The sequence below is a fragment of the Burkholderia sp. BE12 genome (assembly GCF_002959955.1).
Lineage (GTDB): Bacteria > Pseudomonadota > Gammaproteobacteria > Burkholderiales > Burkholderiaceae > Burkholderia.
In genome coordinates this window covers 58,927-83,994 of the sequence record NZ_PREY01000011.1, presented here as the reverse complement: position 1 = coordinate 83,994, position 25,068 = coordinate 58,927, and the positions used below count along the sequence as shown (strand labels likewise).

At 67.6% G+C, this 25,068-nt stretch carries 27 protein-coding genes and 1 tRNA gene; 13 read left to right on the top strand and 15 right to left on the bottom strand.

Translation table 11 applies throughout. The annotated features are described in order from the left end of the window. Positions 1-18: 18 nt before the first annotated feature. Together C4B30_RS14530 and C4B30_RS14525 are read right to left on the bottom strand one after the other, a co-directional pair. Positions 19-435, bottom strand: coding sequence for a DNA polymerase III subunit chi (locus tag C4B30_RS14530; protein WP_027785163.1), 417 nt, complete (start codon positions 433-435; stop codon positions 19-21). Between the two features lie 34 nt (positions 436-469). Then, positions 470-1,981 (bottom strand): leucyl aminopeptidase, encoded by a 1,512-nt coding sequence (locus tag C4B30_RS14525; protein WP_027785164.1) that lies wholly within the window; start codon positions 1,979-1,981, stop codon positions 470-472. A 122-nt stretch (positions 1,982-2,103) separates the two neighbouring features. Here C4B30_RS14525 and lptF point away from each other — a divergent pair, with 122 nt between their 5' ends. Genes lptF through C4B30_RS14510 form a run of 3 tightly spaced genes read left to right on the top strand, consistent with a single transcriptional unit; the run spans position 2,104 to position 4,761 of the window. Beyond that, positions 2,104-3,198, top strand: a complete 1,095-nt coding sequence (gene lptF / locus C4B30_RS14520) for an LPS export ABC transporter permease LptF (protein WP_027785165.1) — start codon at positions 2,104-2,106, stop codon at positions 3,196-3,198. A 3-nt stretch (positions 3,199-3,201) separates the two neighbouring features. Beyond that, the gene (lptG, locus tag C4B30_RS14515; protein WP_027785166.1) at positions 3,202-4,350 is read left to right on the top strand and encodes an LPS export ABC transporter permease LptG; all 1,149 of its coding nucleotides are present in this window, start codon (positions 3,202-3,204) and stop codon (positions 4,348-4,350) included. A 27-nt stretch (positions 4,351-4,377) separates the two neighbouring features. Beyond that, positions 4,378-4,761 (top strand): sirohydrochlorin chelatase, encoded by a 384-nt coding sequence (locus C4B30_RS14510; protein ID WP_027785167.1) that lies wholly within the window; start codon positions 4,378-4,380, stop codon positions 4,759-4,761. Between the two features lie 84 nt (positions 4,762-4,845). Here the strand turns inward: C4B30_RS14510 and cobA are convergent, their stop codons facing one another. The 6 genes from cobA to C4B30_RS14480 form a co-directional block, all read right to left on the bottom strand. After that, positions 4,846-5,595, bottom strand: a complete 750-nt coding sequence (cobA, locus tag C4B30_RS14505) for a uroporphyrinogen-III C-methyltransferase (protein WP_027785168.1) — start codon at positions 5,593-5,595, stop codon at positions 4,846-4,848. A gap of 60 nt (positions 5,596-5,655) precedes the next feature. Continuing rightward, positions 5,656-6,972, bottom strand: a complete 1,317-nt coding sequence (locus C4B30_RS14500) for a sulfate adenylyltransferase subunit 1 (RefSeq protein ID WP_027785169.1) — start codon at positions 6,970-6,972, stop codon at positions 5,656-5,658. A gap of 22 nt (positions 6,973-6,994) precedes the next feature. Beyond that, positions 6,995-7,957, bottom strand: a complete 963-nt coding sequence (gene cysD / locus C4B30_RS14495) for a sulfate adenylyltransferase subunit CysD (RefSeq protein ID WP_006478076.1) — start codon at positions 7,955-7,957, stop codon at positions 6,995-6,997. A 75-nt stretch (positions 7,958-8,032) separates the two neighbouring features. Further along, positions 8,033-8,785 carry a phosphoadenylyl-sulfate reductase gene (locus C4B30_RS14490; protein WP_027785170.1) on the bottom strand — a complete coding sequence of 251 codons (753 nt, stop codon included), beginning with the start codon at positions 8,783-8,785 and terminating at the stop codon, positions 8,033-8,035. Further along, complete coding sequence (locus C4B30_RS14485) at positions 8,782-9,324, bottom strand: DUF934 domain-containing protein (RefSeq protein WP_027785171.1); 543 nt, start codon at positions 9,322-9,324, stop codon at positions 8,782-8,784. Before C4B30_RS14485 ends, C4B30_RS14490 begins: the two co-directional genes overlap by 4 nt. A gap of 25 nt (positions 9,325-9,349) precedes the next feature. Further along, positions 9,350-11,029: a nitrite/sulfite reductase gene (locus C4B30_RS14480; RefSeq protein ID WP_027785172.1), complete on the bottom strand. Its 1,680-nt coding sequence runs from the start codon at positions 11,027-11,029 to the stop codon at positions 9,350-9,352. Between the two features lie 218 nt (positions 11,030-11,247). Here C4B30_RS14480 and C4B30_RS14475 point away from each other — a divergent pair, with 218 nt between their 5' ends. The 4 genes from C4B30_RS14475 to C4B30_RS35655 all read left to right on the top strand — a co-directional run bounded on the left by C4B30_RS14475 (position 11,248) and on the right by C4B30_RS35655 (position 13,923). Beyond that, entirely contained in the window at positions 11,248-12,189 is a 942-nt protein-coding gene (locus tag C4B30_RS14475) for a CysB family HTH-type transcriptional regulator (protein ID WP_027785173.1), read from the top strand. Positions 12,190-12,259: 70 nt separating this feature from the next. Beyond that, positions 12,260-13,417, top strand: a complete 1,158-nt coding sequence (locus C4B30_RS14470) for an ABC transporter substrate-binding protein (protein WP_027785174.1) — start codon at positions 12,260-12,262, stop codon at positions 13,415-13,417. 106 nt (positions 13,418-13,523) lie between these two features. Next, positions 13,524-13,608: transfer RNA gene (locus tag C4B30_RS14465), tRNA-Leu, on the top strand. A 147-nt stretch (positions 13,609-13,755) separates the two neighbouring features. Next, positions 13,756-13,923 (top strand): hypothetical protein, encoded by a 168-nt coding sequence (locus tag C4B30_RS35655; protein WP_175888615.1) that lies wholly within the window; start codon positions 13,756-13,758, stop codon positions 13,921-13,923. A 30-nt stretch (positions 13,924-13,953) separates the two neighbouring features. On the opposite strand, the gene C4B30_RS14460 is transcribed toward C4B30_RS35655, so the two are convergent. Then, a complete protein-coding gene (locus C4B30_RS14460; protein ID WP_027785175.1) occupies positions 13,954-14,856 on the bottom strand; it encodes a LysR family transcriptional regulator in 903 nt (300 codons plus the stop codon). Between the two features lie 120 nt (positions 14,857-14,976). Between C4B30_RS14460 and C4B30_RS14455 the strand changes: the two genes are divergently transcribed. Next, positions 14,977-15,714, top strand: coding sequence for an SDR family oxidoreductase (locus C4B30_RS14455; RefSeq protein ID WP_027785176.1), 738 nt, complete (start codon positions 14,977-14,979; stop codon positions 15,712-15,714). A gap of 43 nt (positions 15,715-15,757) precedes the next feature. Continuing rightward, positions 15,758-16,657: an SDR family oxidoreductase gene (locus C4B30_RS14450; RefSeq protein ID WP_027785177.1), complete on the top strand. Its 900-nt coding sequence runs from the start codon at positions 15,758-15,760 to the stop codon at positions 16,655-16,657. A 30-nt stretch (positions 16,658-16,687) separates the two neighbouring features. Here the strand turns inward: C4B30_RS14450 and C4B30_RS14445 are convergent, their stop codons facing one another. Then, positions 16,688-17,578, bottom strand: a complete 891-nt coding sequence (locus C4B30_RS14445; RefSeq protein ID WP_027785178.1) for an alpha/beta fold hydrolase — start codon at positions 17,576-17,578, stop codon at positions 16,688-16,690. 105 nt (positions 17,579-17,683) lie between these two features. Here C4B30_RS14445 and C4B30_RS14440 point away from each other — a divergent pair, with 105 nt between their 5' ends. Then, a complete protein-coding gene (locus tag C4B30_RS14440) occupies positions 17,684-18,571 on the top strand; it encodes a LysR family transcriptional regulator (protein WP_034185436.1) in 888 nt (295 codons plus the stop codon). Between the two features lie 121 nt (positions 18,572-18,692). Here the strand turns inward: C4B30_RS14440 and C4B30_RS14435 are convergent, their stop codons facing one another. The 4 genes from C4B30_RS14435 to copC form a co-directional block, all read right to left on the bottom strand. Beyond that, complete coding sequence (locus tag C4B30_RS14435) at positions 18,693-19,622, bottom strand: LysR family transcriptional regulator (protein ID WP_027785180.1); 930 nt, start codon at positions 19,620-19,622, stop codon at positions 18,693-18,695. Positions 19,623-19,792: 170 nt separating this feature from the next. Further along, positions 19,793-20,566, bottom strand: coding sequence for an SDR family oxidoreductase (locus C4B30_RS14430; protein ID WP_027785181.1), 774 nt, complete (start codon positions 20,564-20,566; stop codon positions 19,793-19,795). A 177-nt stretch (positions 20,567-20,743) separates the two neighbouring features. Continuing rightward, positions 20,744-21,244 (bottom strand): DinB family protein, encoded by a 501-nt coding sequence (locus C4B30_RS14425; protein ID WP_027785182.1) that lies wholly within the window; start codon positions 21,242-21,244, stop codon positions 20,744-20,746. A gap of 63 nt (positions 21,245-21,307) precedes the next feature. Then, complete coding sequence (gene copC / locus C4B30_RS14420) at positions 21,308-21,682, bottom strand: copper homeostasis periplasmic binding protein CopC (protein ID WP_027785183.1); 375 nt, start codon at positions 21,680-21,682, stop codon at positions 21,308-21,310. 113 nt (positions 21,683-21,795) lie between these two features. On the opposite strand from copC, the gene C4B30_RS14415 reads away from it, so the two are divergent. Next, a complete protein-coding gene (locus tag C4B30_RS14415; RefSeq protein ID WP_027785184.1) occupies positions 21,796-22,512 on the top strand; it encodes a 16S rRNA pseudouridine(516) synthase in 717 nt (238 codons plus the stop codon). A gap of 106 nt (positions 22,513-22,618) precedes the next feature. After that, entirely contained in the window at positions 22,619-22,807 is a 189-nt protein-coding gene (locus tag C4B30_RS14410; RefSeq protein ID WP_027785185.1) for a hypothetical protein, read from the top strand. Here C4B30_RS14410 and C4B30_RS14405 read toward each other — a convergent pair. After that, a complete protein-coding gene (locus C4B30_RS14405) occupies positions 22,790-23,827 on the bottom strand; it encodes an NAD-dependent epimerase/dehydratase family protein (RefSeq protein ID WP_027785186.1) in 1,038 nt (345 codons plus the stop codon). The genes C4B30_RS14410 and C4B30_RS14405 overlap by 18 nt on opposite strands. A gap of 107 nt (positions 23,828-23,934) precedes the next feature. On the opposite strand from C4B30_RS14405, the gene C4B30_RS14400 reads away from it, so the two are divergent. After that, on the top strand, positions 23,935-24,966 hold the full coding sequence (locus C4B30_RS14400) for a CDP-6-deoxy-delta-3,4-glucoseen reductase (protein WP_027785187.1): 1,032 nt from the start codon (positions 23,935-23,937) through the stop codon (positions 24,964-24,966). The last annotated feature ends 102 nt before the right edge of the window (positions 24,967-25,068 follow it).

The window sequence follows — 25,068 nt, the reverse complement described above, 5'->3', positions numbered from 1 at the left end:
CTCCGTCGACGGTTGCGGCTAGCCGCCCTGCTTGTAGTTGTTCAGCGCATAGCCGCGGTCACGGTAGAACCGGTAGCGCTCGCGGCCCGCGGCCAGCTCGTCCGGCACGTTGCCGACCACTTCGAGCAGGCGCTCGAAGCGGGCGAACTGCGCGGGCACGGTCGCGCCGAGGTTCAGCAGCACGTGATGATGCGGCACGCGGTCGAGATCGGCGGCCAGCACGATCGGCGTGCCGGCGGCGTGCTCGCTGTCGACGCCGCAATGCGGGATGAAATCGAGCGGCGAGAACGTCCAGAGCCGCTCGTCGAGCGCGCGCAGGCGCGCGGGCTCGGCGAGCACGACGACCGGCTGCCCGGCCTGATAGGCCTTGCGCAGCAGCCGGCACGCGTACGCGAGCGAATCGCCGACGTTCGAGTGGAAATCGATTCGCGTCATTGCCCGCGCACCCGCAGCGTCGTCAGCCCCGCCATCACTGGCCGGCGCGGTCGATCAGGAACTGCGCGAGCAACGGCACCGGACGGCCCGTCGCGCCCTTCGCGGCGCCGCCCTTCCATGCGGTGCCCGCGATGTCGAGGTGAGCCCACGGATAGCTCTCGGTGAAGCGCGACAGGAAGCACGCGGCCGTCACGGCGCCGGCCGGACGCCCGCCGATGTTCGCGAGATCCGCGAAATTCGACTTCAGCTGATCCTGGTACTCGTCGTCGAGCGGCATGCGCCATGCCGGGTCGCTCGCCTCGCGCGACGCGTCGAGCAGTTCGCCCGCGAGCGCGTCGTTCGTCGAGAACAGCCCGCTGTTGTGGCCGCCCAGCGCGATCACGCATGCGCCCGTCAACGTCGCGACGTCGATCACGGCGGCCGGCTTGAAGCGCTCGGCATACGTGAGTGCGTCGCACAGGATCAGGCGGCCTTCGGCGTCGGTGTTCAGCACCTCGATCGTCAGCCCCTTCATGCTGGTGACGATGTCGCCCGGCTTCGTCGCGTTGCCGCCCGGCATGTTCTCGCAGGTCGGCACGATCGCGACGACGTTGATCTTCAGGCCCATCTCGGCCACCGCACGGATCGTGCCGAGCACCGAGCCCGCGCCGCACATGTCGTACTTCATCTCGTCCATGGCTTCGCCCGGCTTCAGCGAGATGCCGCCCGTATCGAACGTGATGCCCTTGCCGACCAGCACGACCGGCGCGGCCTTCGCGGCGGCGCCCTGGTAGTGCAGCACGATGAATTGCGGCGGCTCGACCGACGCGCGCGCGACCGACAGGAACGACCCCATCTTCAGCGCCTGGATCTGCTTGAGCCCGAGGACTTCGGCCTTCAGGCCCCAATCCTTCGCGATCTTCTTCGCGGTGTTGCCGAGATAGGTCGGCGTGCAGACGTTACCGGGCAGGTTGCCGAGATCGCGGGTGAGATCCATCCCGTTCGCGAGCGCGACGGCCTGCTTGACCGCGACCTTCGCGGCCTTTTCGTCCGCCGGGTCGACGCTGAACACGACGCGCTTGAGCGTGTGCGACGCCGGTTCCGGCTTGCTCTTCATCTGCGTGAAGCGGTAGGTCTCGTTGCGCAGCGCGAGGATCGCGGCGCGCACGCCCCAGTCGGAGCTGCGCTCGTCGACCGGCAGTTGCGCGAGCGAGAACGTGACCTGGACGACCTTGGTCGCCAGCAGCGCGCGCCAGGCGGCCGTCACGGCGTCGTTGTAGGCTTTCTGATTGAAAGCATCCTGCTTGCCGAGCCCGACGAGCAGCACGCGCGACGCGCCGATGCCCGACACTTCGTGCAGGAACAGCGTCTTGCCGCGCTTGCCGTCCATGTCGCCGGCCTTCACGACGCGCGAGATCAGCCCCTTGGTGGCCGTGTCGATGTCGAGCGCCGCGCCCGACAGGGTTTGCGCCTCGAAGATGCCGAGCACGATGCAGTCGGACTTCCCGGTCAGGAACCCCTTGGCCTCGCCTTTGCTCCAATCACAGCCTTTTATGCTAAAGTCCATCGCGCTTGTCCTCGGATAAAATCTGGGCTAAGGATGAAAGCCGCAATTATCCGCTATTTTTCCCGTGGCGGCGCGAGCGCTCCACCACGCGTGCGCAGCCTCCCGCCCTCTTCTCATCAAGAATGATCTTCGAACGCTCCCTCCAGCGCGAGCTTGCGTATACGGCTGGTGCCGTGTTCATGGTGCTGCTCACGATCATGCTCACGACGATGATGATTCGCATCGTCGGCTACGCCGCGTCCGGCGAAATCGATCCGCGGGACGTACTCGTGCTGATCGGCCTCACCGTGATCGGCTACCTCGCCGTGATGCTCGTCGTCACGCTGTTCGTGTCGATCCTGTTCGTGCTGACCCGGTGGTACCGGGACTCCGAAATGGTGGTGTGGCTCGCATCGGGCGTGAGCCTCACGCGCCTCATCAAGCCGATCGGCGTGTTCGCCGCGCCGATCATCCTGCTGATCACGTTCTTCGCGTTCGTCGGCTGGCCGTGGTCGAACCAGCAGAGCAAGATGATCCGCGCGCGCTTCCAGCAGCGCGACGAAATCTCGCTGCTCGCGCCGGGCCAGTTCCGCGAATCGGCCGCGAACCATCGCGTGTTCTTCATCGAGAAGATGACGCCCGACCAGAGCAAGGTCCAGAACGTATTCGTCACGTCGACGGAAAACGGCAAGCTCAACGTGGTCGTGTCGCAGACGGGCCATACGGAAACCTCGAAGGACGGCGATCGTTTCGTCGTCCTCGAAGACGGCCGCCGCTACGACGGCACGCCCGGCCAGCCGAACTTCAAGATCATGGAGTTCGAGCGCTACGGCGTGAAGATCACCAGCAAGCCGGTCGTCAACGTCCAGACCACCAACAGCACGCCCACGCCCGACCTGCTGCGCAACCCTACGCGCGACAATCTCGCGGAATTCGCGTGGCGCGCGGGGCTGCCGCTGATCGCGCTGAACCTGATGGTGCTCGGCATCCCGCTCGCGTACCAGAACCCGCGCCGCAGCCGCACGATCAACCTCGTGATGGCCGTGCTGATCTACCTCACGTATTCGAACCTGCTGAACGTCGTGCAGGCGCAGATCGAGCAGGGCAAGATGTCGTTCGGCGTCGGTCTCGTCGGCTTGCACGTGCTCGTCGCGGCGATCGTCGCGTTCATTTTCTGGTTGCGCGTGCGCAATCGTCCGTTGTTGACACGCGCGCTGTTCGGCCGCTCGGGAGCATGATCGATGCGGCTCTATGAAAAGTACTTCGCGCGGCAGATCTACGTCACGTTCATCTTCATCCTGTTCGCGTTCTCCGGTCTGTTCTTCTTCTTCGACCTGATCAGCGAGCTGAACTCGGTCGGGCACGGCAACTACAAGTTCGGCTACGCGGTGCTGCGCGTCGCGCTGCAGACGCCGTCGCGCTTCTACGAGATCATCCCGGTCGCCGCGCTGATCAGCGCGATCTACGTGTTCGCGCAGATGGCCGCGAACTCGGAATTCACGATCTTCCGCGTGTCTGGCCTCGCGACCAACCAGGCGCTGCGTTCGCTGCTGAAGATCGGCGTGCCGCTCGTGATCGTCACCTACCTGATCGGCGAATTCGTCGGCCCGTACGCCGACCAGTTGTCCGAACGCGTGCGGCTGCAGGCGCTCGGCGCATCGGTGTCGTCGAACTTCCAGTCGGGCGTGTGGGTGAAGGACACGCTCGCGGCCCGCGAGAACGGCGAGCAGGTCACGCGCTTCGTGAACGTCGGCAGCCTGTCGCCCGACTCGACGATCAGCAACGTGCGCATCTACGAATTCGACTCGAAATTCCAGCTGCAGAACGTGCGGATCGCGCAAACCGGCCGCTACGAGCCGCCCGGCCACTGGCTGCTGACGGGCGTCACCGAGACGGAGCTGACGCCGATCAAGCCGATCAGCGGCCAGCCGGCCGACGCGCTGAACCCCGTGTTCCGGTCGCAGCAGGTATCGCTGCCCGAATACCGGCTGCGTTCGGACCTGACGCCGCAGATCCTGTCGGTGCTGCTCGTGTCGCCGGAGCGCATGTCGATCGTCAACCTGTTCCGCTACATCCAGCACTTGAAGGAAAACCAGCAGGACACGCAGCGCTACGACATCGCGCTGTGGCGCAAGCTGCTGTATCCGTTCGCCGTATTCGTGATGCTCGTGCTGTCGCTGCCGTTCGCGTACCTGCACACGCGGGCGGGCGTGGTCGGCGTGAAGGTGTTCGGCGGGATCATGCTCGGCATGAGTTTCCAGCTGCTCAACACGCTGTTCTCGCACATCGGCACGCTGAACACGTGGCCCGCGCCGCTCACCGCGGCGACGCCGGGCCTCATCTATCTCGCGCTCGGCCTGTTCGCGCTCAAGTGGGTCGACCGGCACTGAGCGCCGCGTCGCGACGGAGGCTTCGACATGCATTCGCACGGTATCGTCCTGTTCGGCCACGGCGCCCGCGACCCGCGCTGGGCCGAGCCGTTCGAGCGGCTCGCCGCGCGGCTGCGCGGCGCCGGCTCCCCTGCCGCGCAGGTGTCGCTCGCGTTCCTCGAACTGATGACGCCGTCGCTCGCTGAGGCCGTCGCCGCGCAAGTCGCGGCCGGCTGCGCCCGCATCACCGTGGTGCCCGTGTTCTTCGGCCAGGGCGGCCATGTCCGCCGCGACCTGCCGCAGCTCGTCGACGCATGCCGCGCCGCACATCCGGGCGTCGAGATCCGCTGCGCGACGGCCGTTGGCGAAGACGACGGCGTGCTCGACGCGGTCGCGCGCTATTGTGTCGACCAGCTCGGCGACGACGCGTAGCGGCCGACGCATTCGCCGCCCCCAACGCAAAAGCGCCGGCATCTGCCGGCGCTTTTTTCGTTTGGGACCGCGCTCGAGCCGCGCTCAGGCGGCATTGCGCATCGGATCGCCCGCCTGTGCCTGCCGCGTGCGTTCGGCGAATGCATCGCCGATCATCAGCAGGCTCGGTTCCGCGGGATCGAGCCACGCCTGCGCGTCGCCGGCCGCCATCCGCGCGAGCGTCAGCGTCAGCGTGCGTTCGCGTGCGGTGCTGCATGCCTCGACGATCGCCACCGGCGTCGTCGGCGCACGGCCGGCGTCGATCAATTCCTGCGCGATGCCGGGCGCGCTGTCGCGGCCCATGTAGTAGACGATCGAATCGGCGCGTGCGGCCTCGCGGATCTCGTCGCTGCCCGGTGCGCGGCTGTGCGTCGCGAACGCGACGCTGCGCGACACGCCGCGCAACGTGAGCGAACGCTTCAGCGTCGCCGCGCCGGCCAGCGCCGCGGTGATGCCCGGCACGACCTCGTAGTCGATGCCGGCCGCGTCGAGCGCGCGCATTTCCTCTTCGGCGCGGCCGAACAGCATCGGATCGCCGCCCTTCAGCCGCACCACGCACGCATGCTCGCGCGCCGCGTCGACGATCTGCTTGTTGATGAAATGCTGCGCGGTCGAGCGCTGCCCGCAACGCTTGCCGACCGCGATTTTCCGCGCGTTCGGCGCATAGTCGAGCATCGCGGGCTCGACGAGCGCGTCGTGCAGCACGACGTCGGCCTGCTCGAGCAGCCGCATGCCGCGCACCGTAATGAGGTCCGCCGCGCCCGGCCCCGCTCCGATCAGATATACCTTGCCCATGTTTGTCGCTTCGCTAGGGTCCTGCCGCGGCGGCCGGTTCGCCGCCGCGCGGATTGACGATTACGCCGAGAACGCGCGGATCATGCCTGCGGCGACCGTGTGATGCGTCGCCTCGTCGATCAGCACGAACGCGCCCGTACCGGGGTGCGCATCGTACGTGTCGCAGACGATCGGCTTCTGCAGCGTCAGCGCCACGCGGCCGATGTCGTTCATCTTCAGTTCCTGACGGTCGGTCGCGTGCGACAGCGTATGCACGTCGAGCACCTGCTTGACCGAGCCGATCTTCGCGAACACCGTGCTGGTGGTCTGCTTCAGCAGGTACTTGCGCTGCTGCGACAGCGGCGTCTCGTCGAACCAGCACAAGTCGGCCTCGAGCTTCTTGGCCGGCTCGACCGGCTCGGCGGTCGTGACGAACATGTCGCCGCGCGACACGTCGACATCTTCCGCGAGACGGAGCGTCACCGTCTGGCCCGCCAACGCGTGCGCGACGGACGCGGTACCGCCCGGCACCGGCGCGACGATCTCCGCAACCGTCGCGGTGCGGTTCGACGGCAGCACGACGATCGCGTCGCCGACCTTCACTTCGCCCGACTCGATCCGGCCCATGTAGCCGCGGAAATCGTCGGCCGAGCTGCCGTCCTGGCGCGCGACCCACTGCACCGGGAAGCGCAGCGCGTCATGCGCCTGCGTCTCGACCGGCAGCGACTCGAGCACGTCGAGGAGCGGTTCGCCCGCGTACCACGGCATGCGCTCGCTCGCGCCGACGATGTTGTCGCCCTTCAGCGCCGACACTGGCACGAAGCGCACGTCGGTCAGGCCGAGCTGCTTCGCGAGCGCGACGTACGCGTCGCGGATCTCGTTGAAACGCGCCTCGCTGTAGTCGACGAGGTCCATCTTGTTGATCGCGACGATCACGTGCTGCAGCCCGAGCAGCTTGACGATCGCGCTGTGGCGCTTGGTCTGCGGCAGCAGGTCCGCGATGCCGTTCTCGATCGTCACGCGCGTCGCGTCGATCAGGATGATCGACGCGTGCGCGGTCGACGCGCCCGTCACCATGTTGCGCGTGTACTGCTCGTGGCCCGGCGTGTCGGCGATGATGAACTTGCGCTTCGCGGTCGCGAAATAGCGATACGCGACGTCGATCGTGATGCCCTGCTCGCGCTCGGCTTCCAGCCCGTCCGTCAGCAGCGCGAGATCCAGCTCGTCGCCGACCGTGCGCTTGTTCTTCGCGCGCGACAGCGCGGACAGCTGGTCGGACAGCACGGCCTTGCTGTCGTACAGCAGGCGGCCGATCAGCGTGCTCTTGCCGTCGTCGACGCTGCCCGCGGTGATGAAGCGCAGCACGCCGAGGTCTTCGTGATTTTCGATGATGCTCATGATGTGAATGTCCTCGTGTGCTTCAGAAATAACCTTGCTTCTTGCGCTGTTCCATCGCCGCTTCGGACGCCTGGTCGTCCATTCGGGTCGCGCCGCGCTCGGTGATCTCGGTCACCGCCGTTTCGGCGATGATCTTCTCGACGTCGTCCGCGTCGCTCTCGACCGGGCACGTGCAGCTGATGTCGCCGACCGTGCGGAAGCGCACCTGCGCAAGCTCGCTTGTCTCGCCGTCACGCATCGGCGTGAGCGGCGTGACCGGCACGAGCAGCCCGTTGCGGCGCACGATCTCGCGCTGGTGCGCGTAGTAGATCGACGGCAGTTCGAGGTTCTCGCGCGCGATGTACTGCCACACGTCGAGCTCGGTCCAGTTCGAGATCGGGAACACGCGCAGATGCTCGCCCTTGTGCAGGCGGGCGTTGTACAGGCTCCACAGTTCCGGGCGCTGCGCCTTCGGGTCCCATTGGCCGAATTCGTCGCGGAACGAGAAGATGCGCTCCTTCGCGCGCGCCTTCTCTTCGTCGCGGCGCGCGCCGCCGATCAGCGCCGTGTAACCGTGCTGCTCGATCGTTTCCAGCAGCGTGACGGCCTGCGCGGCGTTACGCGAATCGGTTTCGCGGCGCAGGACGACCGTGCCGCGCTTGATCGAATCCTCGACGTGGCCGACCACCAGCTCGGCGCCGAGTTCTTGCGCACGGCGGTCGCGGAAGTCGATCACTTCCTCGTAGTTGTGGCCCGTGTCGATATGCACGAGCGGGAACGGCAGCGTCGTCTTGCGGTTCGCGCCGAGGCCGAACGCCTTCAGTGCCAGATGCAGCACGACGACCGAATCCTTGCCGCCCGAGAACAACAGCGCCGGCTTGCTGCATTCGGCAACGAGTTCGCGCAGGATGTGGATCGACTCGGCTTCGAGCCAGTCGAGGTGGCCCATGCGGCTGTCGGCGCCGGTGGGCGGGGCAAAGGCGGATTGCTCGAGCGTCGTGCTCATGATTTCAGTCCTTCTCTTCCGGGTTCGTGCCGCCCGCTGTCGCAGGCGGCGCAATATTCAGTTTCTTGTCTGCTTTCAGTGCGCGGCGCCGGTTTCGGCATTCGCGGGAATCGGCGTGATCGTCGTGATGTGCAGCCCGCATTCCTTCGTGTCGCGCGATTCCCACCACCAGCGGCCCGCGCGGCTGTCCTCGCCGGGACGGATCGCGCGCGTGCACGGCTCGCAGCCGATGCTCGGGTAGCCGCGCGCATGCAGCGGGTTGACCGGCACGTCGAACGCGTTAAGGTACGCCCACACGTCGGCTTCCGTCCAGTCGGCGAGCGGGTTGTACTTCGCGATCCCGCGCGCTTCGTCCTGTTCTTCCTCGTGCAGCTCCGCACGCGTGACCGACTGCTCGCGGCGCTGGCCCGTCACCCACGCGCCGACGTCCGACAGCGCGCGGTTCAGCGGCTCGACCTTGCGGATGTGGCAGCACGACTTGCGCAGCTCGATGCTCTCGTAGAACGCGTTCAGGCCGTGCTCGGCGACGTACTGATCGACCGCATCCTGCTGCGGATGAAACTGCTCGATCTCGTAGCCGTAGCGCTCGCGCACGCGGTCGATCATGCCGAGCGTTTCCGCGTGCAGGCGCCCCGTGTTCAGCGAGAAGATGCCGATCGACACGCCCTTCGACAGGATCGCGTGCGTGAGCAGCATGTCTTCCGCCGCGAGGCTGCTCGCGAATTTCACCTTGTCGTGACGGGCGCCGATTTGCGCGAGCAGCGTGTCGAGGCGCTCGACCTTCGCGGCGAGTTCCGGCGTCAGTTCGGTGGCGGTCGCGGTGCTCATGCGCTCACCTTGCTGTCGGCCGCGGCCTCGCGGCGGCGGAACAGCGGCGCCGGCTCGTCGAACGCGCCCTGGTAACGCTGCGTGAATTCCGTGAACGCATTCAGCGCGTCGTGAATGTCCTTGTCGGCACGCACCGCGAAGGCGTCGAAGCCGCAACGCGACATGTACAGCAGTTGGTCGCGCAGCACGTCGCCGATCGCGCGCAACTCGCCGGTCCAGCCATGACGTTCGCGCAGCAGGCGCGCGATGCTGTAGCCGCGGCCGTCCGCGAAGCGCGGGAACTCGACGGCGATCAGCGAGATCGCGCCGAAGTCGGCCGCGAGGTTCGCCGGTTCGCTGTCCGGCGCGAGCCACACGCCGAGTTCGTCCTTCGTCTTCGCGGCGACGAGCGCCGCGCGCTCGGCCTGCCACAACGCGAACGGCACCAGCACCTTGCCGGCCGGCAATGCGTCGACCGCGGGCAGCGCACCGTCTTCCGCCGCGCGCACGACCTGCCATGCGTCGTCGATCACTGCGCGGTTCTTGATAATCGAAGCCATCTGCAAATTCCTTCTAGCCGGTTGGTTACGCGTTCACTGCCTGGCGCGCCGCATACACGCGCTCCTTGAACGGCGCGATGCCGATGCGATCGTAGGTGTCGACGAAGCGCTCGCCGTCGATGCGCGCTTCGACGAACGTGTCGATCAGCTTGGCGATCACGTCCGGCACTTCTTCCGCGGAGAACGACGGCCCGATCACGCGACCGAGGCGCGCGCCGTTGCGGCCCGTGCCCTGCTCGCCGCCGAGCGACACCTGGTACCACTCGGCACCGTCCTTGTCGACGCCGAGGATGCCGATGTTGCCGACGTGGTGATGACCGCACGAGTTCATGCAACCGGAAATGTTCAGCGACAGGTCGCCGAGGTCGTACACGTAATCCAGATCGTCGAAACGCTGCTGGATCGCGAGGGCGATCGGGATCGACTTCGCGTTCGCGAGCGAGCAGAAGTCGCCGCCCGGGCACGCGATGATGTCGGTCAACAGGCCGATGTTCGGCGTCGCGAAACCGGCTGCCTTCGCCTTTTCCCACAACGCGAACAGGTCGCGCTTCTTCACGTTCGCGAGAATCAGGTTCTGCTCGTGCGACACGCGCAGTTCGCCGAGCGAGTACGCGTCGGCCCAGTCGGCGACCAGATCCATCTGCGCGTCGGTTGCGTCGCCCGGGGCCACGCGGTGATCCTTCAGCGACAGCGTGACCGCGGCGTAACCGGGCACCTTGTGCGGCGCGACGTTACGCTCGACCCAGCGCGCGAACGCCTTGTTCTCGAGCAGATGCTGTTCGAACGATGCGTCGGTGTCGGCCAGCTTCTCGTAGACCGGCGGCTTGAAATACTGCGACACGCGGTCGAGCTCGGCCTGCGTGAGCGTCGACGGGCCGTCCTTCAGGTGCTGCCATTCTTCCTCGACCTGCTGCGCGAACTTCGCCGGCGACAGCGCCTTCACGAGGATCTTGATGCGCGCCTTGTACAGGTTGTCGCGGCGGCCGTAACGGTTGTACACGCGCAGCACGGCTTCGCAGTACGTGATCAGGTGCTGCCACGGCAGGTCTTCCTTGATCACCGCGCCGACGATCGGCGTACGGCCGAGGCCGCCGCCCGCGAGGATGCTCGCGACCACCTCGCCCTGCGCGTTCTTCTTCAGGTACACGCCGAGGTCGTGGATCTGCACGGCCGCGCGGTCATGCTTCGAACCCGACACCGCGATCTTGAACTTGCGCGGCAGCCAAGCGAATTCGGGATGGAACGTCGACCACTGGCGCAGGATCTCGGCCCACGGGCGCGGATCGATCTCTTCGTCCTGCGCGACGCCGGCGAACTGGTCGGCCGTGATGTTGCGGATGCAGTTGCCCGACGTCTGGATCGCGTGCATCTGCACCGACGCGAGCTTCGCGAGGATCTCGGGCGTCTCTTCCAGCTCGATCCAGTTGAACTGGATGTTCGAGCGGGTCGAGAAGTGGCCGTAGCCGCGGTCGTGTTCGCGGGCGATGCGGGCCAGCATCCGGAGCTGCTCGCTGCGCAGGTTGCCGTACGGAATCGCGATGCGGTGCATGTACGCGTGACGCTGCATGTACAGGCCGTTCTGCAGACGCAGCGGACGGAATTCGTCTTCGCTCAACTCGCCCGACAGCCGGCGGCGCACCTGGTCGCGGTACTGCGCGACTCGCTCGTCGACGATCGTCTGGTCGTATTGGTCGTACTGATACATTCGGGGACCCCAGGGTTTTCGTGTTGACCGCGCGACGTCCTAGCCACGTCGCGCCCGAATTTCCGTTCCGTCGTCACCGCCGCCGGCCATCCGCTGCCGGCTGGATTGCTAATGACGAAAACAGATATCCATATTTGAAAAACTCCGGTGAATCGTAATAAACTCCCCTTATATTTCAAACGACTAAAAAATTCTTTTGATATGCCAAGGGGTTATAAATGAACCTGCACCAATTCCGCTTCGTGCGCGAGGCCGTCCGGCAGAATTTCAACCTCACCGAGGCCGCCAAGGCGCTCTATACGTCGCAGCCGGGGGTATCGAAGGCGATCATCGAGCTCGAGGACGAGCTGGGCGTGGAGATCTTCACGCGGCACGGCAAGCGCGTGCGCTCGCTCACCGAGCCGGGCCGGATCATTCTTGCTTCGGTCGAGCGGATTCTTCAGGAGGTTGAAAGCCTCAAAAGGGTCGGAAAAGATTATGCAGCGCAGGACCAGGGCAACCTGACCATCGCGGCGACCCACACGCAGGCCCGCTACTCGCTGCCGGCCGCGATCGCCGAGTTCAAGAAACGCTTCCCGAAGGTGCACCTGTCGATCCTGCAGGGCAGCCCGACGCAGGTGGCCGAGATGGTGATCCACGACCAGGCCGATCTCGCGATCGCGACCGAGGCGATCTCCGACTACAAGGAACTCGTGTCGCTGCCCTGCTTCCAGTGGCATCACGCCGCCGTCGTGCCGGCCGACCATCCGTTGCTCGAACGCAAGCCGGTCACGCTGGACGATCTCGCGCAATATCCGCTGATCACGTACGACGACGCGTTCGCGGGCCGCAAGAAGATCAATCACGCGTTCGCGCTGCGCGGGCTGTCGCCGGACATCGTGCTCGAGGCGATCGACGCCGACGTGATCAAGACCTACGTCGAACTCGGCCTCGGCGTCGGCATCATGGCCGACATCGCGTTCAATCCCGAGCGCGATCGCGGCCTGCGGCTGATTCCGGTCGGCCACCTGTTCGGCAGCAACGTGACGCGCGTCGCGCTCAAGCAGGGCGCCTACCTGCGCAGCTATGTGTATACGCTGGTCGAACTGCTGTCGCCGACGCTGAACCGCAAGCTGATCGAGCAGGCGCTCAAGGGCGAATCCGAATCGTACGAGCTTTGACGGACAGGTATAAACACAGGGGCGCATATTGCGCCCCTTTTTGTTGCCCGACGGAGATGGAGATTCCCGCATGACGCTTCCCGCCCTGTTGCGCCGCGCCGCCGGCGCCGCCCTCGTGCTGGCCTGCGCGGCCGCGCATGCCGACCTGAAGGTCGGCGTCGACCTGTCGTCGACCGGCCCGGCCGCCGCGATCGGCATCACCAGCAAGAACGCGATCCTGATGTGGCCGAAGACGATCGCCGGGCAGCCCGTGCAGGTCACGGTGCTCGACGACGCGTCCGACCCGGGCGCCGCCGTGCGCAACATCCGCAAGCTGGTCGACGAGGATCACGTCGACGTCGTGGTCGGGCCGAACATCACGCCGGCCGCGCTCGCGGCGCTCGACGCGGTGGCCGCCGCGCAGACGCCAATGATCACGCTGGTCGGCTCGGGCGCGATCGTCGAGCCGCAGGAAGGCGCGCGGACCTGGGCGTTCAAGATGGCGCAGAGCGACAGCGCGATGGCCGACGTGATGACGCGCTACATGGCCAACCACGGCGTGAAGACGGTCGGCTTCATCGGCTTCGCGGACAGCTACGGCGACAGCTGGCTCAACGAATTCACGCGCTTCGCGGACCTGCGCAAGATCCGCGTGATCGCGACCGAGCGCTTCAACCGCACCGACGCGAGCGTCACCGGCCAGGCGCTGAAGCTGATCGCGGCGAAACCCGATGCGATCCTGATCGCGGGCTCGGGCACGCCGGCCGTGCTGCCGCAGCGCACGCTGATCGAGCGCGGCTACAAGGGTGCGATCTACCAGACCCACGGGATCGCGACGCCGGAATTCATCAAGCTCGGCGGCAAGGACGTCGACGGGACGCTGTTCCCGACCCAGCCGGTCGTCGTCGCGCGCACGCTGCCGGCCGACCATCCGGCGCGCAAGGCCGCGCTGGCATTCGTCGACGCGTATGAAGCCCGATATGGCGCAGGCACCGTCACGCAGTTCGCGGGCGACGCGGCGGGCGTGTACCTGCGCCTCGCGGACGCGGTCGGTCGCGCGCTGAAGGCCGCGCAGCCCGGCACGCCGGCCTTCCGTGCCGCGCTGCGGCGCGAACTCGAACGCGCACATGAGCTCGTCGTGCCTAACGGCGTCGTCAATACGAGCGACAAGGATCACGTGGGGCTCGATCAGCGCGCGAGCGTGATGGGGATCGTCAAACATGGCCAGTTCGTCTACCTGAGCCAGTAAGTCGTATGCGGCCGGGTGCCGGGCTGCTTGCCGGGTGCGCGGTTTTCCGCCATAATCCGCGTTTCGCCGCGCACAATCTGCACATCGCATGCGCGGCCAGGATCAAGCCCAGGTGGTGAAATTGGTAGACGCAGGGGACTCAAAATCCCCCGCCGCAAGGCGTGCCGGTTCGATTCCGGCCCTGGGCACCAGTATTTCGCAGCGTCATGCGCTGCAACTGTCGAAACCCGCGCAAGCTCGCCGCTTCGCGGGTTTTTTGTTTTTGCGCCGCGTTCGCCGCAACAGGTATCCCGCCCGGCAGTCCAAGCATCAGGGAATGCCGACCACGGAGGCCACCCATGTTCATGCGCACGATTTCATGCCGGATCTGCCGCGGCGTGCTCGCCGCGGGGCTGGCGCTCATGCTTGACGGGTGCGACGTGCTGAGCGCGCCGCCGGTACCCGACTGGCCCGGGCCGCATGCGCCCTATCCGTTCCCGGACAACATTCCCCATCGCACCGAATGACCTGCCGGCCGCCCTTCGCCGTGCAGACACTCAGACCGTCAACTCGCGGACGAAGTCGAGAAACACGCGCACCTTCGCGGCAACGAGATTGGACGCGTGGTGATACGCGTAGAGCGGAAATGTCTCGTCCGTCCACTCCGGCAGCAGCAGGACCAGCTTCCCGTCGGCAACGATGTCCCGCGCGTAGAGTTCCAGCAATTGCGCGATGCCCGCGCCGCCGAGGCACGCGCCGAGCAGCCCGCCTGTGTCGTTCACCATCAGCCTGCCGGCGGCGTCGATCGGCACGACCTCCTTGCCCCGATGAAACTCCCATTCATACGGCCGCCCCGTCACCGGGTCGCGAATCAGCACGCAACGATGCCCGTGCGCGAGATCGCGCGGATGACGCGGCTCGCCGTGACGTTCGACATAGGCCGCCGACGCGCAGGTCAGCACGCGCGTCTCGAGCAGCAGTCGCGCACGATATGACGACGGCTCCGGGATGCCGAAGCGCACCGCCACGTCGAAGCCGTCGGCGACGAGGTCGCCCATCCGGTCGCGCACGCTGATCTCGACGGACAGATCGGGAAAGCGATCGAGAAATTCCGCCATCCGCGGCGCCAGCACGTAATGACCGAACGTGCCGTCCACGTTGACCCGCAACCGCCCCCTCACGCGCGCCTTCGACTCGCCGGCGTCGAGCGCCGCCTCCTCGATGCCGGCCAGCAGCGGCGCGACCGCCTCGTAAAAGCGTCGTCCTTCGTCGGTCAACGTGATCGCGCGCGCCGTCCGGTTGAAGATCCGGATGCCGACCCGCTCTTCCAGCCGGGCGACGGCGCGGCTCACCGCCGGCTGAGTCAGCCCCATCGCCTCGCCCGCCCGCGCGAAGGTGCCGGCCTCGATCACCGCGGAGAGCACGCCGATACCGCTGAGCAGCCTGCTGTCGAATCCCATGAGACATACTTTTAGTCATTCATTGGCTGATCATTATTCATTATTTTTATTCACCGAGGAAGCCTACAGTAGTCCTGTCGCCGGATCGAACGGCACCCATCCATTCACCAGGAGCAGGACATGAGCACATCGGAACAGGTCGCCCTCGTCACGGGTTCGTCGCGCGGCATCGGCGCGGAAATCGCCCGCCAGCTCGCCCGGGACGGCTTCCGGGTCGTCGTCAACTATGCCGGGAGCGCCGGCCCGGCCCGCGAGGTGGTCGACGCGATCGTCGCCGACGGCGGCCATGCCGTCGCGGTGCAGGCGAACGTCGCCGACCCGGCCGCCGTGGCCGCGCTGTTCGACGCCGCCCGCGACGCATTCGGCGGCATCGACGTGGTGGTCAATTCCGCGGGCGTGATGAAGCTGGCGGCCATCGCCGACTGCGACGATGCGCTCTTCGACGAAACGATCGCCATCAACGTGAAAGGCACGTTCAACGTATGCCGCGAAGCGGCAAAACGGGTGCGCGACGGCGGACGCATCATCAACCTGTCGACCAGCGTGATCGGCATGCGCATGCCGACTTACGGCGTGTACGTCGCCAGCAAGGCGGCGGTCGAAAGCCTCACGCAGGTGCTCGCGCAGGAAATGCGCGGGCGCGGCGTCCGCGTGAACGCCGTCGCGCCGGGGCCGGTCGCGACCGAGTTGTTCCTGCAGGGCAAGAGCCCCGAACTCGTCAATCGGCTCGCGAAGCTGAACCCGCTCGAGCGGCTCGGCCAGCCCGACGACATCGCGCGCGTCGTCGCGTTCCTCGCGAGCCCCGACGGCGCGTGGATCAACGGCCAGATCCTGCGCGCCAACGGCGGCATGTGCTAACGGACCGCCCGCTGCCCCTCGTCTTTCCACCAGGAGATCGCTCATGAAGGAAGTCGTCCTCGTCACCGGCGCGTCCAGCGGCTTCGGCTTGCTGACGGCCCAGGCGCTCGCCCGCGCCGGTCACACGGTCTACGCATCGATGCGCGAGAGCGCCGGGCGCAACGCACCGCGCGTCGCCGCCGTCGCCACCTATGCGCAAGAACACGGCGTCGACCTGCGCAGCCTCGAACTCGACGTCGGCGACGACGCATCGGTCGACGCCGCGATCGATCGCGTGATCGCCGACCACGGCCGCCTCGACGTCGTCGTTCACAACGCCGGCCACATGGTGTTCGGGCCGGCCGAAGCGTTCACGCCCGAGCAGTTGGCGCAGCTCTACGACATCAACGTCGTGTCGACCCAGCGCGTGAACCGCGCGGCGCTGCCGCACCTGCGCGGCCAGGGCCGCGGCCTGCTCGTATGGGTATCGTCCTCGTCGGCGCGCGGCGGCACCCCGCCGTTCCTGGCCCCCTACTTCGCCGCGAAAGCCGCGATGGACTCGCTCGCGGTGTCCTACGCTGCCGAGCTCACCCGCTGGGGCATCGAAACGTCGATCGTCGTGCCGGGCGCATTCACCAAGGGGACGAATCACTTCGCCCATGCGGGCAAGCCGGCCGATGCGGCGGCTGAGGCGCTCTACGACAGCGGCCCTTATGCGGGCGTTGCCGATCAGGCGCTGAAGGGCCTCGCTGCGCTCGAACCCGCGGACGCCGATGCCGGCGCGGTCGCGACGGCGATCGTCGATATCGTCGCCGCTCCGCACGGCAAGCGCCCATACCGCGTCTTCGTCGATCCGTCGCAGGACGGCGCGGAGGAAGTATTCCGCGTCGGCGATCGCATCCGCCGCGAGATGTTCCGGAACCTCGGCCTCGGCGACCTGCTCGCGCCGCGCGCGGGCGGCTGATCCTTCCCGCGCCGGGCCGGCCGGCGCGGGTCAATCCCGCTCGCAGAACCCGAGGATCGCGTCCGCGACCGCCGCCGGAGACTCGCGCTGCGGGAAGTGCCCCACTCCGTCGAGCACCTGCCGCTCGTAGCGCCCGGCGAAGAACCGTTCGCGCCCGGCCGAGCTGTCCGGATGATTGCAGGCGTCCGCGCCGCCATGCAGCACGAGCGTCGGCACCGTCAGCACGGGCGCCGGGTTCAGCCGCGCGTCGTCGGCGGCATAGGCCGGCGTACCCGCCGCGAAGCCCCAGCGCTGCCGGTACGAATGCAGCACGACGTCGATCCAGTCGGGTCCGTCGAACGCAACGGCCGCCGCGTCGAAATCGCTGTCGCGATACCAGCCCGGCGGCGACCACGTATCCCACATCAGGCGCGCAAATGCACGGCGGTCGTCGCGCAGCGCCTGCTCGCCGCGCGGCGTCGCCATGAACCAGTGATACCAGTAGTTGCGCGCCTGCTGCAGCGACAGCGGCTGAGCGGGATCGTTGGTGCCGTACCCGACCGACAGCATCACGAGCTGCGATGCGGCACCGCCGCGCAGCCCGCAGGCGTTCGCGGCCGCGCGGGCGCCCCAGTCGTGCCCGACCAGCACGGGCCGCTCGATACCGAGCACGTCGACGAATTCGAGCAGGTCGCGCCCGAGCGCCGCGAGCTGGCCGCTGCGCGGCACGGACGCGTCGCGAAAGCGCGTCGGCGCAAAACCGCGCAGCGCTGGCGCGAGCACGCGGTAGCCGCGTGCGACGAGTGCCGATGCCACCGCCTCCCAGCCGACCGGGCTGTCCGGCCATCCGTGCAGCAGCACGGCCACGTGTTCGCCGTGCGGATTCCATTCGAGATAGGCAATGTCGAGCGACGCGGTCGTCGCATGTGCATAGGTCGTCATCGGGTACTCCGTCAGTCAGCATGAACCTACGATGGTAGGTCGGCCTTTCATCACGATTCACGGAGTATCATGATTTACTCTTTAGATATCGCGTTGAATCGATCCATGGAACCGCCGACCAATCCTGCGTCGACCGCGCTCGACATCGGGCTGCTGCGCACCTTTCTCGAAGTGGTCGACAGCCGCGGATTCGCGCCGGCCGCGGAACGCCTCGCGCTGACGCCGTCCGCCGTCAGCGGCCACATCAAGCGGCTCGAACAGGCGGCCGGCACCGTGCTGCTCGCGCGCACGACACGCCGTATCGCGCTGACGCCGGCCGGCGACACGCTGTACGCGTACGCGCGCAACATCGTCGACATGGAGCGCGAAGTGCGCGCGCGGCTGCGCGGCGCGCCGGCGCACGGGCCGCTGCGGGTGGGCGCATCGGAGGATTTCGCGGGCACGTGGCTGCCGCAGGTGCTGCGCACGTTCCGCGACAGCCATCCGCGCACCTCGATCGAACTGAAGGTCGGCATCACCGCGTCGCTGCTGCGGGAGCAATCGCTGGGCCGGCTCGACGTCGTGTTCGGCAAGCAGTGCCGACAGGTCGACACGCCCGGCGAATTGCTGTGGGAGGAGCCGCTCGTGTGGGCATTCGCGGCCGATACGGCGCTCGATGCCGAAGAAGGCGTGCCGCTCGCGCTGTTTCCGGAGCCGTGCGTGTATCGGCAAGCCGCGGTTTCCGCGCTCGCCGCGGCGCTGCAGCCGTTTCGCGTGCTGTTCGAAAGCGGGAGCATGGCCGGGTGCATGTCAGCCGCGCTCGCCGGTTTCGCGGTCACGGCGCTCGCGCGCAGCCAACTACGCGACGGCCTGCGCGAGTGCGGGCCGCACGACGGCCTCCCGGCGCTGCCGGCCGCACGCTTTTACGCATTCGCGTCGAAACCCTCGGGCGTCGGCGCCGCGCTGATCGACGCGGTTCGGGCCACCGGGCGCACGCGGCAGTTCGCTGCCTGAGCACGCGCGGCGCAGTCGCCGCAGTCGCCGCAGGTGCCACGTCGCGCCGGTACCGATCGGGCGGCGTCACGAGCCGGAGAACGGCGCGGGACGGCCCGCAGGCACCGGCACGATGCCGCTTTCAGTCGCCGCTGCCGCTCGCACCCGCGTCGTTCAATGCCTCCGCCATCAACTCGCCGAACCACTCGATGAACGCGTTGAGCCGCCTCGAACGATGCCGGCGGTGCGGATACACGGCCGCCACGTCCATCGGCTCGGCGCGGTGGCCGGACATCACGTCGACGAGTGCGCCGCTTGCCAGCAGATGCTCGACGTCGAAGCGCGGAATCTGGATCAGCCCCATTCCCGCGATGCAGCTGGCGATATAGGTCTCGGCGTTGTTGACGATCACGCGGCTCGGCAGCGTCAGCATGTGCCGCCGTCCGTCCGCGCAGTATTCCCAGCCTAGCTCGCGCCCCGTCGTCGGAGACGCATAGCCGATCGCCCAGTGCCCGTGCGCGAGTGCATCCGGATGCTCGGGCACGCCGCATTCGCGCAGGTAGTCGGGGCTCGCGCAATTGATCAGCGTGAACTGCCCGAGCGGCCGCACGACGAGGCTGCTGTCCGCGAGCCGCCCGACGCGGATCGCGCAATCGACGCCCTCCTGCACGAGGTCGATCGTGCGGTCGGTCGAGCCGAGCGACAGTTGCAGCTTCGGGTGGCGGCGAAACAGCGACGGCAGCGCGGGTGCCACGACGCGGCGCGCGATCCGGCTCGGCACGTCGACGTTCAGCCGCCCGACCACGTCGCGGTCGCGGCGCCGAAACAGACGGTCGAGCTCGTCGGCCTCCGCGAGCAGGCGCCGGCCGCGTTCGAGCAGCAGCGCGCCGTCGGCGGTCAGCTGCACCTGACGCGTCGTGCGGTGCAACAGACGCGTGCCGAGCGCCGTCTCGAGTTGCTGGACGGCCGCCGACACGGTCGCGCGCGGCACGCCGAGCGCATGCGCGGCCTTGATGAAGCTGCCCATCTCGGCAACCTGCAGGAAGATCCTGACCTGATCCAGCTTGTCCATCGGCGGGAAACCCGGGTTCGAACGGCAGTCGCCAGCCGGCTGGCGCGCATCGCGGCCGGCCGGCTTCGGCGACACGGAGAAAACGGACGCGCGGCCTCGTGGCCACGCGCCCGTCCATTGTCCACGCAAACGCGCCATTGCGGTGCGCCGCGCTGCCGCAAACGGGCCGGTTACTTGGTCGTATAGCCGCCGTTGATCAGGATCGTCTGGCCCGTGATCCACCAGCCGTCGGTCACGAGATGACGGATGAACGGCACGACGTCCTCGATGTCGGTCAGCCCTGTCTTGCTGAACGGCGACAGCGCGGCGGCCGTCTTGTGATATGCGACCGCATCGGCGCCTTCGGCCGGATAGAAGAACGGCGTGTCCATCGGGCCCGGCCCGACGGCCGTCACCGAGATTCCACGCGCGCCGTATTCCTTCGACGCCGCGCGCGTGAAGTGCTCGACCGGCGCCTTCGATCCTTCGTACGCCGCGTAGAACGGTGTAAACGCGCCGAGCAGCGACGTCACGAGCGTGACGAGCTTGCCGTGATCCTCGAGGTGCCGCCCGGCTTCCTTGATGAAGAAGAACGCCGACTTGCTGTTGACCGCGAACATCTCGTCGTACTCGGCTTCGCTGATCTCGGTGAACGGCTTCTTCAGCACCTTGCCGACCGTGTTGATCGCGATGTCGATCTTGCCGAAGCGCTGCTTCGCGTCGTCGAACAACTTCTCGACCGCGGCGGCGGTCGTCAGGTCCGCCTGGAACGTCGCCGCTTGAGCACCGGCCGCACGTACCGCGGCGGCGGTCTCCTCGGCCTGCGCCTGCGACGCCGCGCTGTTGTAGTGAATCGCCACCGCCTTCGCGCCGTGGCCCGCCAGGTCCCGGGCGATCAGGCCGCCGAGATTCTTTGCGCCGCCTGCGATCAGGACGACCTTGTCTGCGAGCGTATGAGTTGCCACGGTTGACTCCTTTTTCGTTGAACGAAGCTAGGAGTGTAGGCATGCGCGCCGCGCCGGTCAGCCGGCCGCGGCTGGATGGATTATCCAGAAAATCGATCCAATCGAAGCCGTGCAATGTGGTCTGCCGCACCGACGGCGGCACCCGATTCCGCTATCGAAGCGCGGCCGCCGGCCGGCTCAGCGCGCGTACAGCGCCGCGTCGATCTTGCCGAGCAGCCACTGCATGCCGGCCAGATGCTGCTGGTCGTGGCTGCACAGGTAATGGACGAGCCCGCGCACGGTCAGCGAACCGTAGCCGTCGAACTCGCCGGTACGCTCGAACTGTTCGGGCGTGAGGCTCGACAGCAGCGCCAGCGTCTCGCGTCGTGCGTCGCGAATCGCCGCGAGCACGTCGGACGCGTACGCGTCGTTGTAGCGCCGCTCGGTCGCGAGCGCGTCGCCGTCGATCGAGACGAGCAGCGGCCGGTCCTCGTCGAGCATGCGCCGCAGCCGTACGTGATAGCCGTCGATCTCGATGTCGCGCACATGGCAGAGCTGCCCGAGCGGCGAGAAATGCTCGCTCGGGATGCCGGCCCAGTCGTCGGGGGTCCAGCGCGCATAGCCGTCGGGCACGGCCGCGAAATGCGCTTCGAGCTGACGGGGGAAATCGGCGAGTGCGTCGAGCGTCGTCGGATTCATGCAGGACTCCTGGTCGGATAAGGCGGGCGGCAACCCTGGCACGGGCCTGCCGCCGCCGTTGCGTCACTTCACGCTGAAGCCGTAAGCGCCCTGCGTGCGATGCCCGTCGGTCGCGACGGCCACCCACTTCACCATGTACGCGCCCGTGCCGAGCGCCGCGAGCGGCACCGTCATCCGCTTGCGCATCGACGCGTCGATCCGCGCTCGGCCGTCCGACACCGTCTTGCCCTCGCCATCGACGACGACGATCGAGCTGAATGCCGGCTCCAGCGGCTCGGTGAAGTCGAGCGTGACGGCCGCCGGTGCGGCAGCCAGCGCGGCGCCCGCCGCCGGGTCGCTCTTCGCGAGATGCGCATGCGCGAACGCGGTCGACGAAACGGTCGCGGCGACGATGACGGCGGCAGCCTGGCGGCCGAACGGGAATGAATCGAAAGGCATGGACTTTCCGTGAAGAATGAACGGCGCCGCGCGCCGCGCAGCGTTCCGGCAGCTTACCAGCGCATGCGGGTTCATGCCGGCCATGCGCCGGTGCTTGATAGAATGCGCGCGCTATGGATCTCGAAAGCATTCTCTACACTCAGGGCTTCGGCTCGCGCCGCCAGTGCCGCGGCCTGATCGAAGCGGGCCGCGTCGCCGTCGCGGGCGCCGCCGCGACCGACCCGGACGCCGCCTTCGACACCGACGGCCTCGTGTTCTCGGTCGACGATACGGCATGGCCGTTCCATGCGCGCGCGTATCTCGCGCTCAACAAGCCGGCCGGCTACGAGTGTTCGCGCGATCCGCAGCACCATGCGAGCGTGTTCAGCCTGCTGCCCGCGCCGCTCGTCGCGCGCGGCGTGCAATGCGTCGGCCGGCTCGACCAGGACACGACCGGCCTGCTGCTGCTGTCCGACGACGGCCAGTTCGTGCACGCGTACACGTCGCCCAAGCGCAAGGTGCCGAAGACCTACGTCGCGACCGTGCGCCACCCGCTCGACGACGCGCAACTGCACGCGCTGCGCACCGGCGTGCAATTGCATGGCGAGCCGAAGCCGATCGCGGCCGTCGCCGCCGACGCCCGCGACACGCACGCGCTCGCGCTGACCGTGCTCGAAGGCAAGTACCACCAGGTCAAGCGGATGGTCGCGGCGGCGAGCAATCGCGTCGAGTTGCTGCACCGCGAAAGCATCGGCGGCTTCGTGCTGCCGGCCGACCTCGCACCCGGCGCATGGCGGTGGCTCGACGAAGCCGACCTTGCCGCGCTGCGCAATCCCGTCCAAACCCTGTAAGGGAAAATCCGCACGACCGCTCGGTGTCCGGCCGCCCCTGCGCCGCAGGTTCCCCCGCTATACTGAAATCACAAGCTGCAAGAGCAGCGATGCAGGGGGAGACATCATGAACATCAACCATTCTTTCGCACTGTCGTCGGCGATGATCGCGTTCGCGGTCATCGGCGTCATCGTGATCGGCGGCCTGCTGGCCACGATGCATCTGAAGCACAAATATCATCCGAACCTGATCGGCGCGCTGATCGGTGCGCTGCTGTGCTTCCTGCTGATCGAGGCGTTACCGGCGCTCACCTGACGCGCTGCCCGGCGCGAGCGTTTGAAGGAAATCGTCTACGGTCGGATAGCGCAACGTCACGCACAATTCGGCCTTGAGCCGTGCGTTGGACAGGCGCCGCGACTCGCGCATGAACGACAGCAGCGTCGGCTCGAGCAGGCGCTCCGCGTCCGCGCGGCTGACGCGCGGCGGCCTCGGCAGGCCGAGCCCCTGCGCGACCCGGTCGAAATACTCCCCCATCCGCAGTTCGGTGTCGTCCGACGCGTGCACGACGCGCGCCGGCTTGCCGCGCTCGGCCGCACGGCGCAGGATCGCCGCGAGATCGTCCGCGTGAATGTGGTTCGTGTACACGTCGTCGGCCGGCTCGAGCGCCGGCGTGCCGCGCTCGAGCCGCGCGACCGGCAGGCGGTTCGCCGCGTAGATGCCGGGAATGCGCACGATGCGCGCGGACAGCACGCCGCGCACCGTCGCCGCGCGCAGTTGTCGCTCGGCCGACACGCGCCGGAACGCGCGCGGATTCGCGGGGCGCAGCGGGTGCGTTTCGTCGATGCGCGCGCCGCCGCAGTCGCCGTAGACGCCCGTCGTACTGGCGTAGACGAGCCTCGGCGCGCGAAGACCCTCGGGTACAATACGCGCTGCCCGAACGGGCGCGCCGGCCTGTCGCGCCGCGATGCGCAGCGTTCGGAGCCGGCCGACCGCCGATGCCGGCGGTGCCGCCGGCCGACGCGCGGGCATGGACGTTGCGGCGATCAGCGCACGCGTGCGTCGATCGTCGCGGCCGTCGGATTGCGGCGGCGCGAGATGCAGGATCGTGCGGGCGAGGCCCGCGAGACGGCCGAGCGTCGCCGGGCGATCGAGATCGCCGACGATCGGCGTGGCGCCCGCGGCGCGCAATTCGTCGCAGCGGGCCGGGTGGCTCGTCAGCGCGAGGATGCGCAAGTCGCGGCGCGCGTCACGCCATTGCGCGACGCAGCGCATGCCGACGTCGCCGCAGCCGACGATCAGTACGCGCGGCCGGCGCAGGATTCGTGTCGCGATCATGTTGGTTGCGAAATCAGTAGCCGCCGTTGCGCGACGCGCAACGGTTTTGCATTGTAGCTGCCGTGCGCGACATGCACGGTTCCCCCATTTTGTTCTAGTTTGGTTCTATGGCATTCAACGTCACTCTCAAGCAAAGCGGCCGGCAATTCCAGGTCGAGTCGGACGAAACCGTGCTGGCGGCCGCGTTGCGTCAGAACGTCCATCTGCCGTACGGCTGCAAGAACGGCGCGTGCGGCTCCTGCAAGGGCCAGATCGTGTCGGGCCAGATCGAACAGGGCCCGCACGCCGCGTCGGCGCTGTCCAACGACGAACGCACGCGCGGCCTCGCGCTGCTGTGCTGCTCGAAGGCGCAATGCGATCTCGAGATCGACGTGCGCGAGATCGCCGGCGTCGACGGCGTGCAGGTCAAGAAGCTGCCGTGTCGGATCGCCGCGCTCGAACGCAAGGCGGACGACGTGATGGTCGTGAAGCTGCAGTTGCCAGCCAACGAACGCCTGCAGTACCTCGCCGGCCAGTACGTCGAATTCATCCTGAAGGACGGCTCGCGCCGCAGCTACTCGATGGCGAACGCGCCGCACGAGGAAGGCCCGATCGAGCTGCACATCCGCCACATGCCGGGCGGCAAGTTCACCGACCACGTGTTCGGCGCGATGAAGGAGCGCGACATCCTGCGCTTCGAAGGCCCGCTCGGCACGTTCTTCCTGCGCGAGGACTCCGACAAGCCGATCGTGCTGCTCGCGTCGGGCACCGGCTTCGCGCCGATCAAGGCGATCATCGAGCATGTGAAGCACTCGGGCATCACGCGCCCGATGACGCTCTACTGGGGCGCGCGCCGCAAGAAGGACATCTACCTCGCCGAGCTCGCCGAGCAGTGGGCGCGCGACATCCCGAACTTCAAGTACGTGCCGGTGCTCTCCGAGCCGGACGACGCCGACCAGTGGACGGGCCGCACCGGTTTCGTCCATCGCGCGGTGATCGATGATCTGCCCGATCTGTCCGGCCACCAGGTGTACGCGTGCGGGGCGCCGGTGATGGTCGAATCCGCGCAGCGCGACTTCACGCAGCACCACGCGCTGCCGGCCGAGGAGTTCTACGCGGACTCGTTCACGAGCGCCGCCGATCTCGCGCATCCGGTCTGAGCACCGGGCGCGCCCGCGTCCCCGCCGCGCGCCGCCCGTGTCACATCCGTGGCATCGCGGCGGTTTACAGTGGGGCGCGGGATGCCTTATGCTTGCGCACAT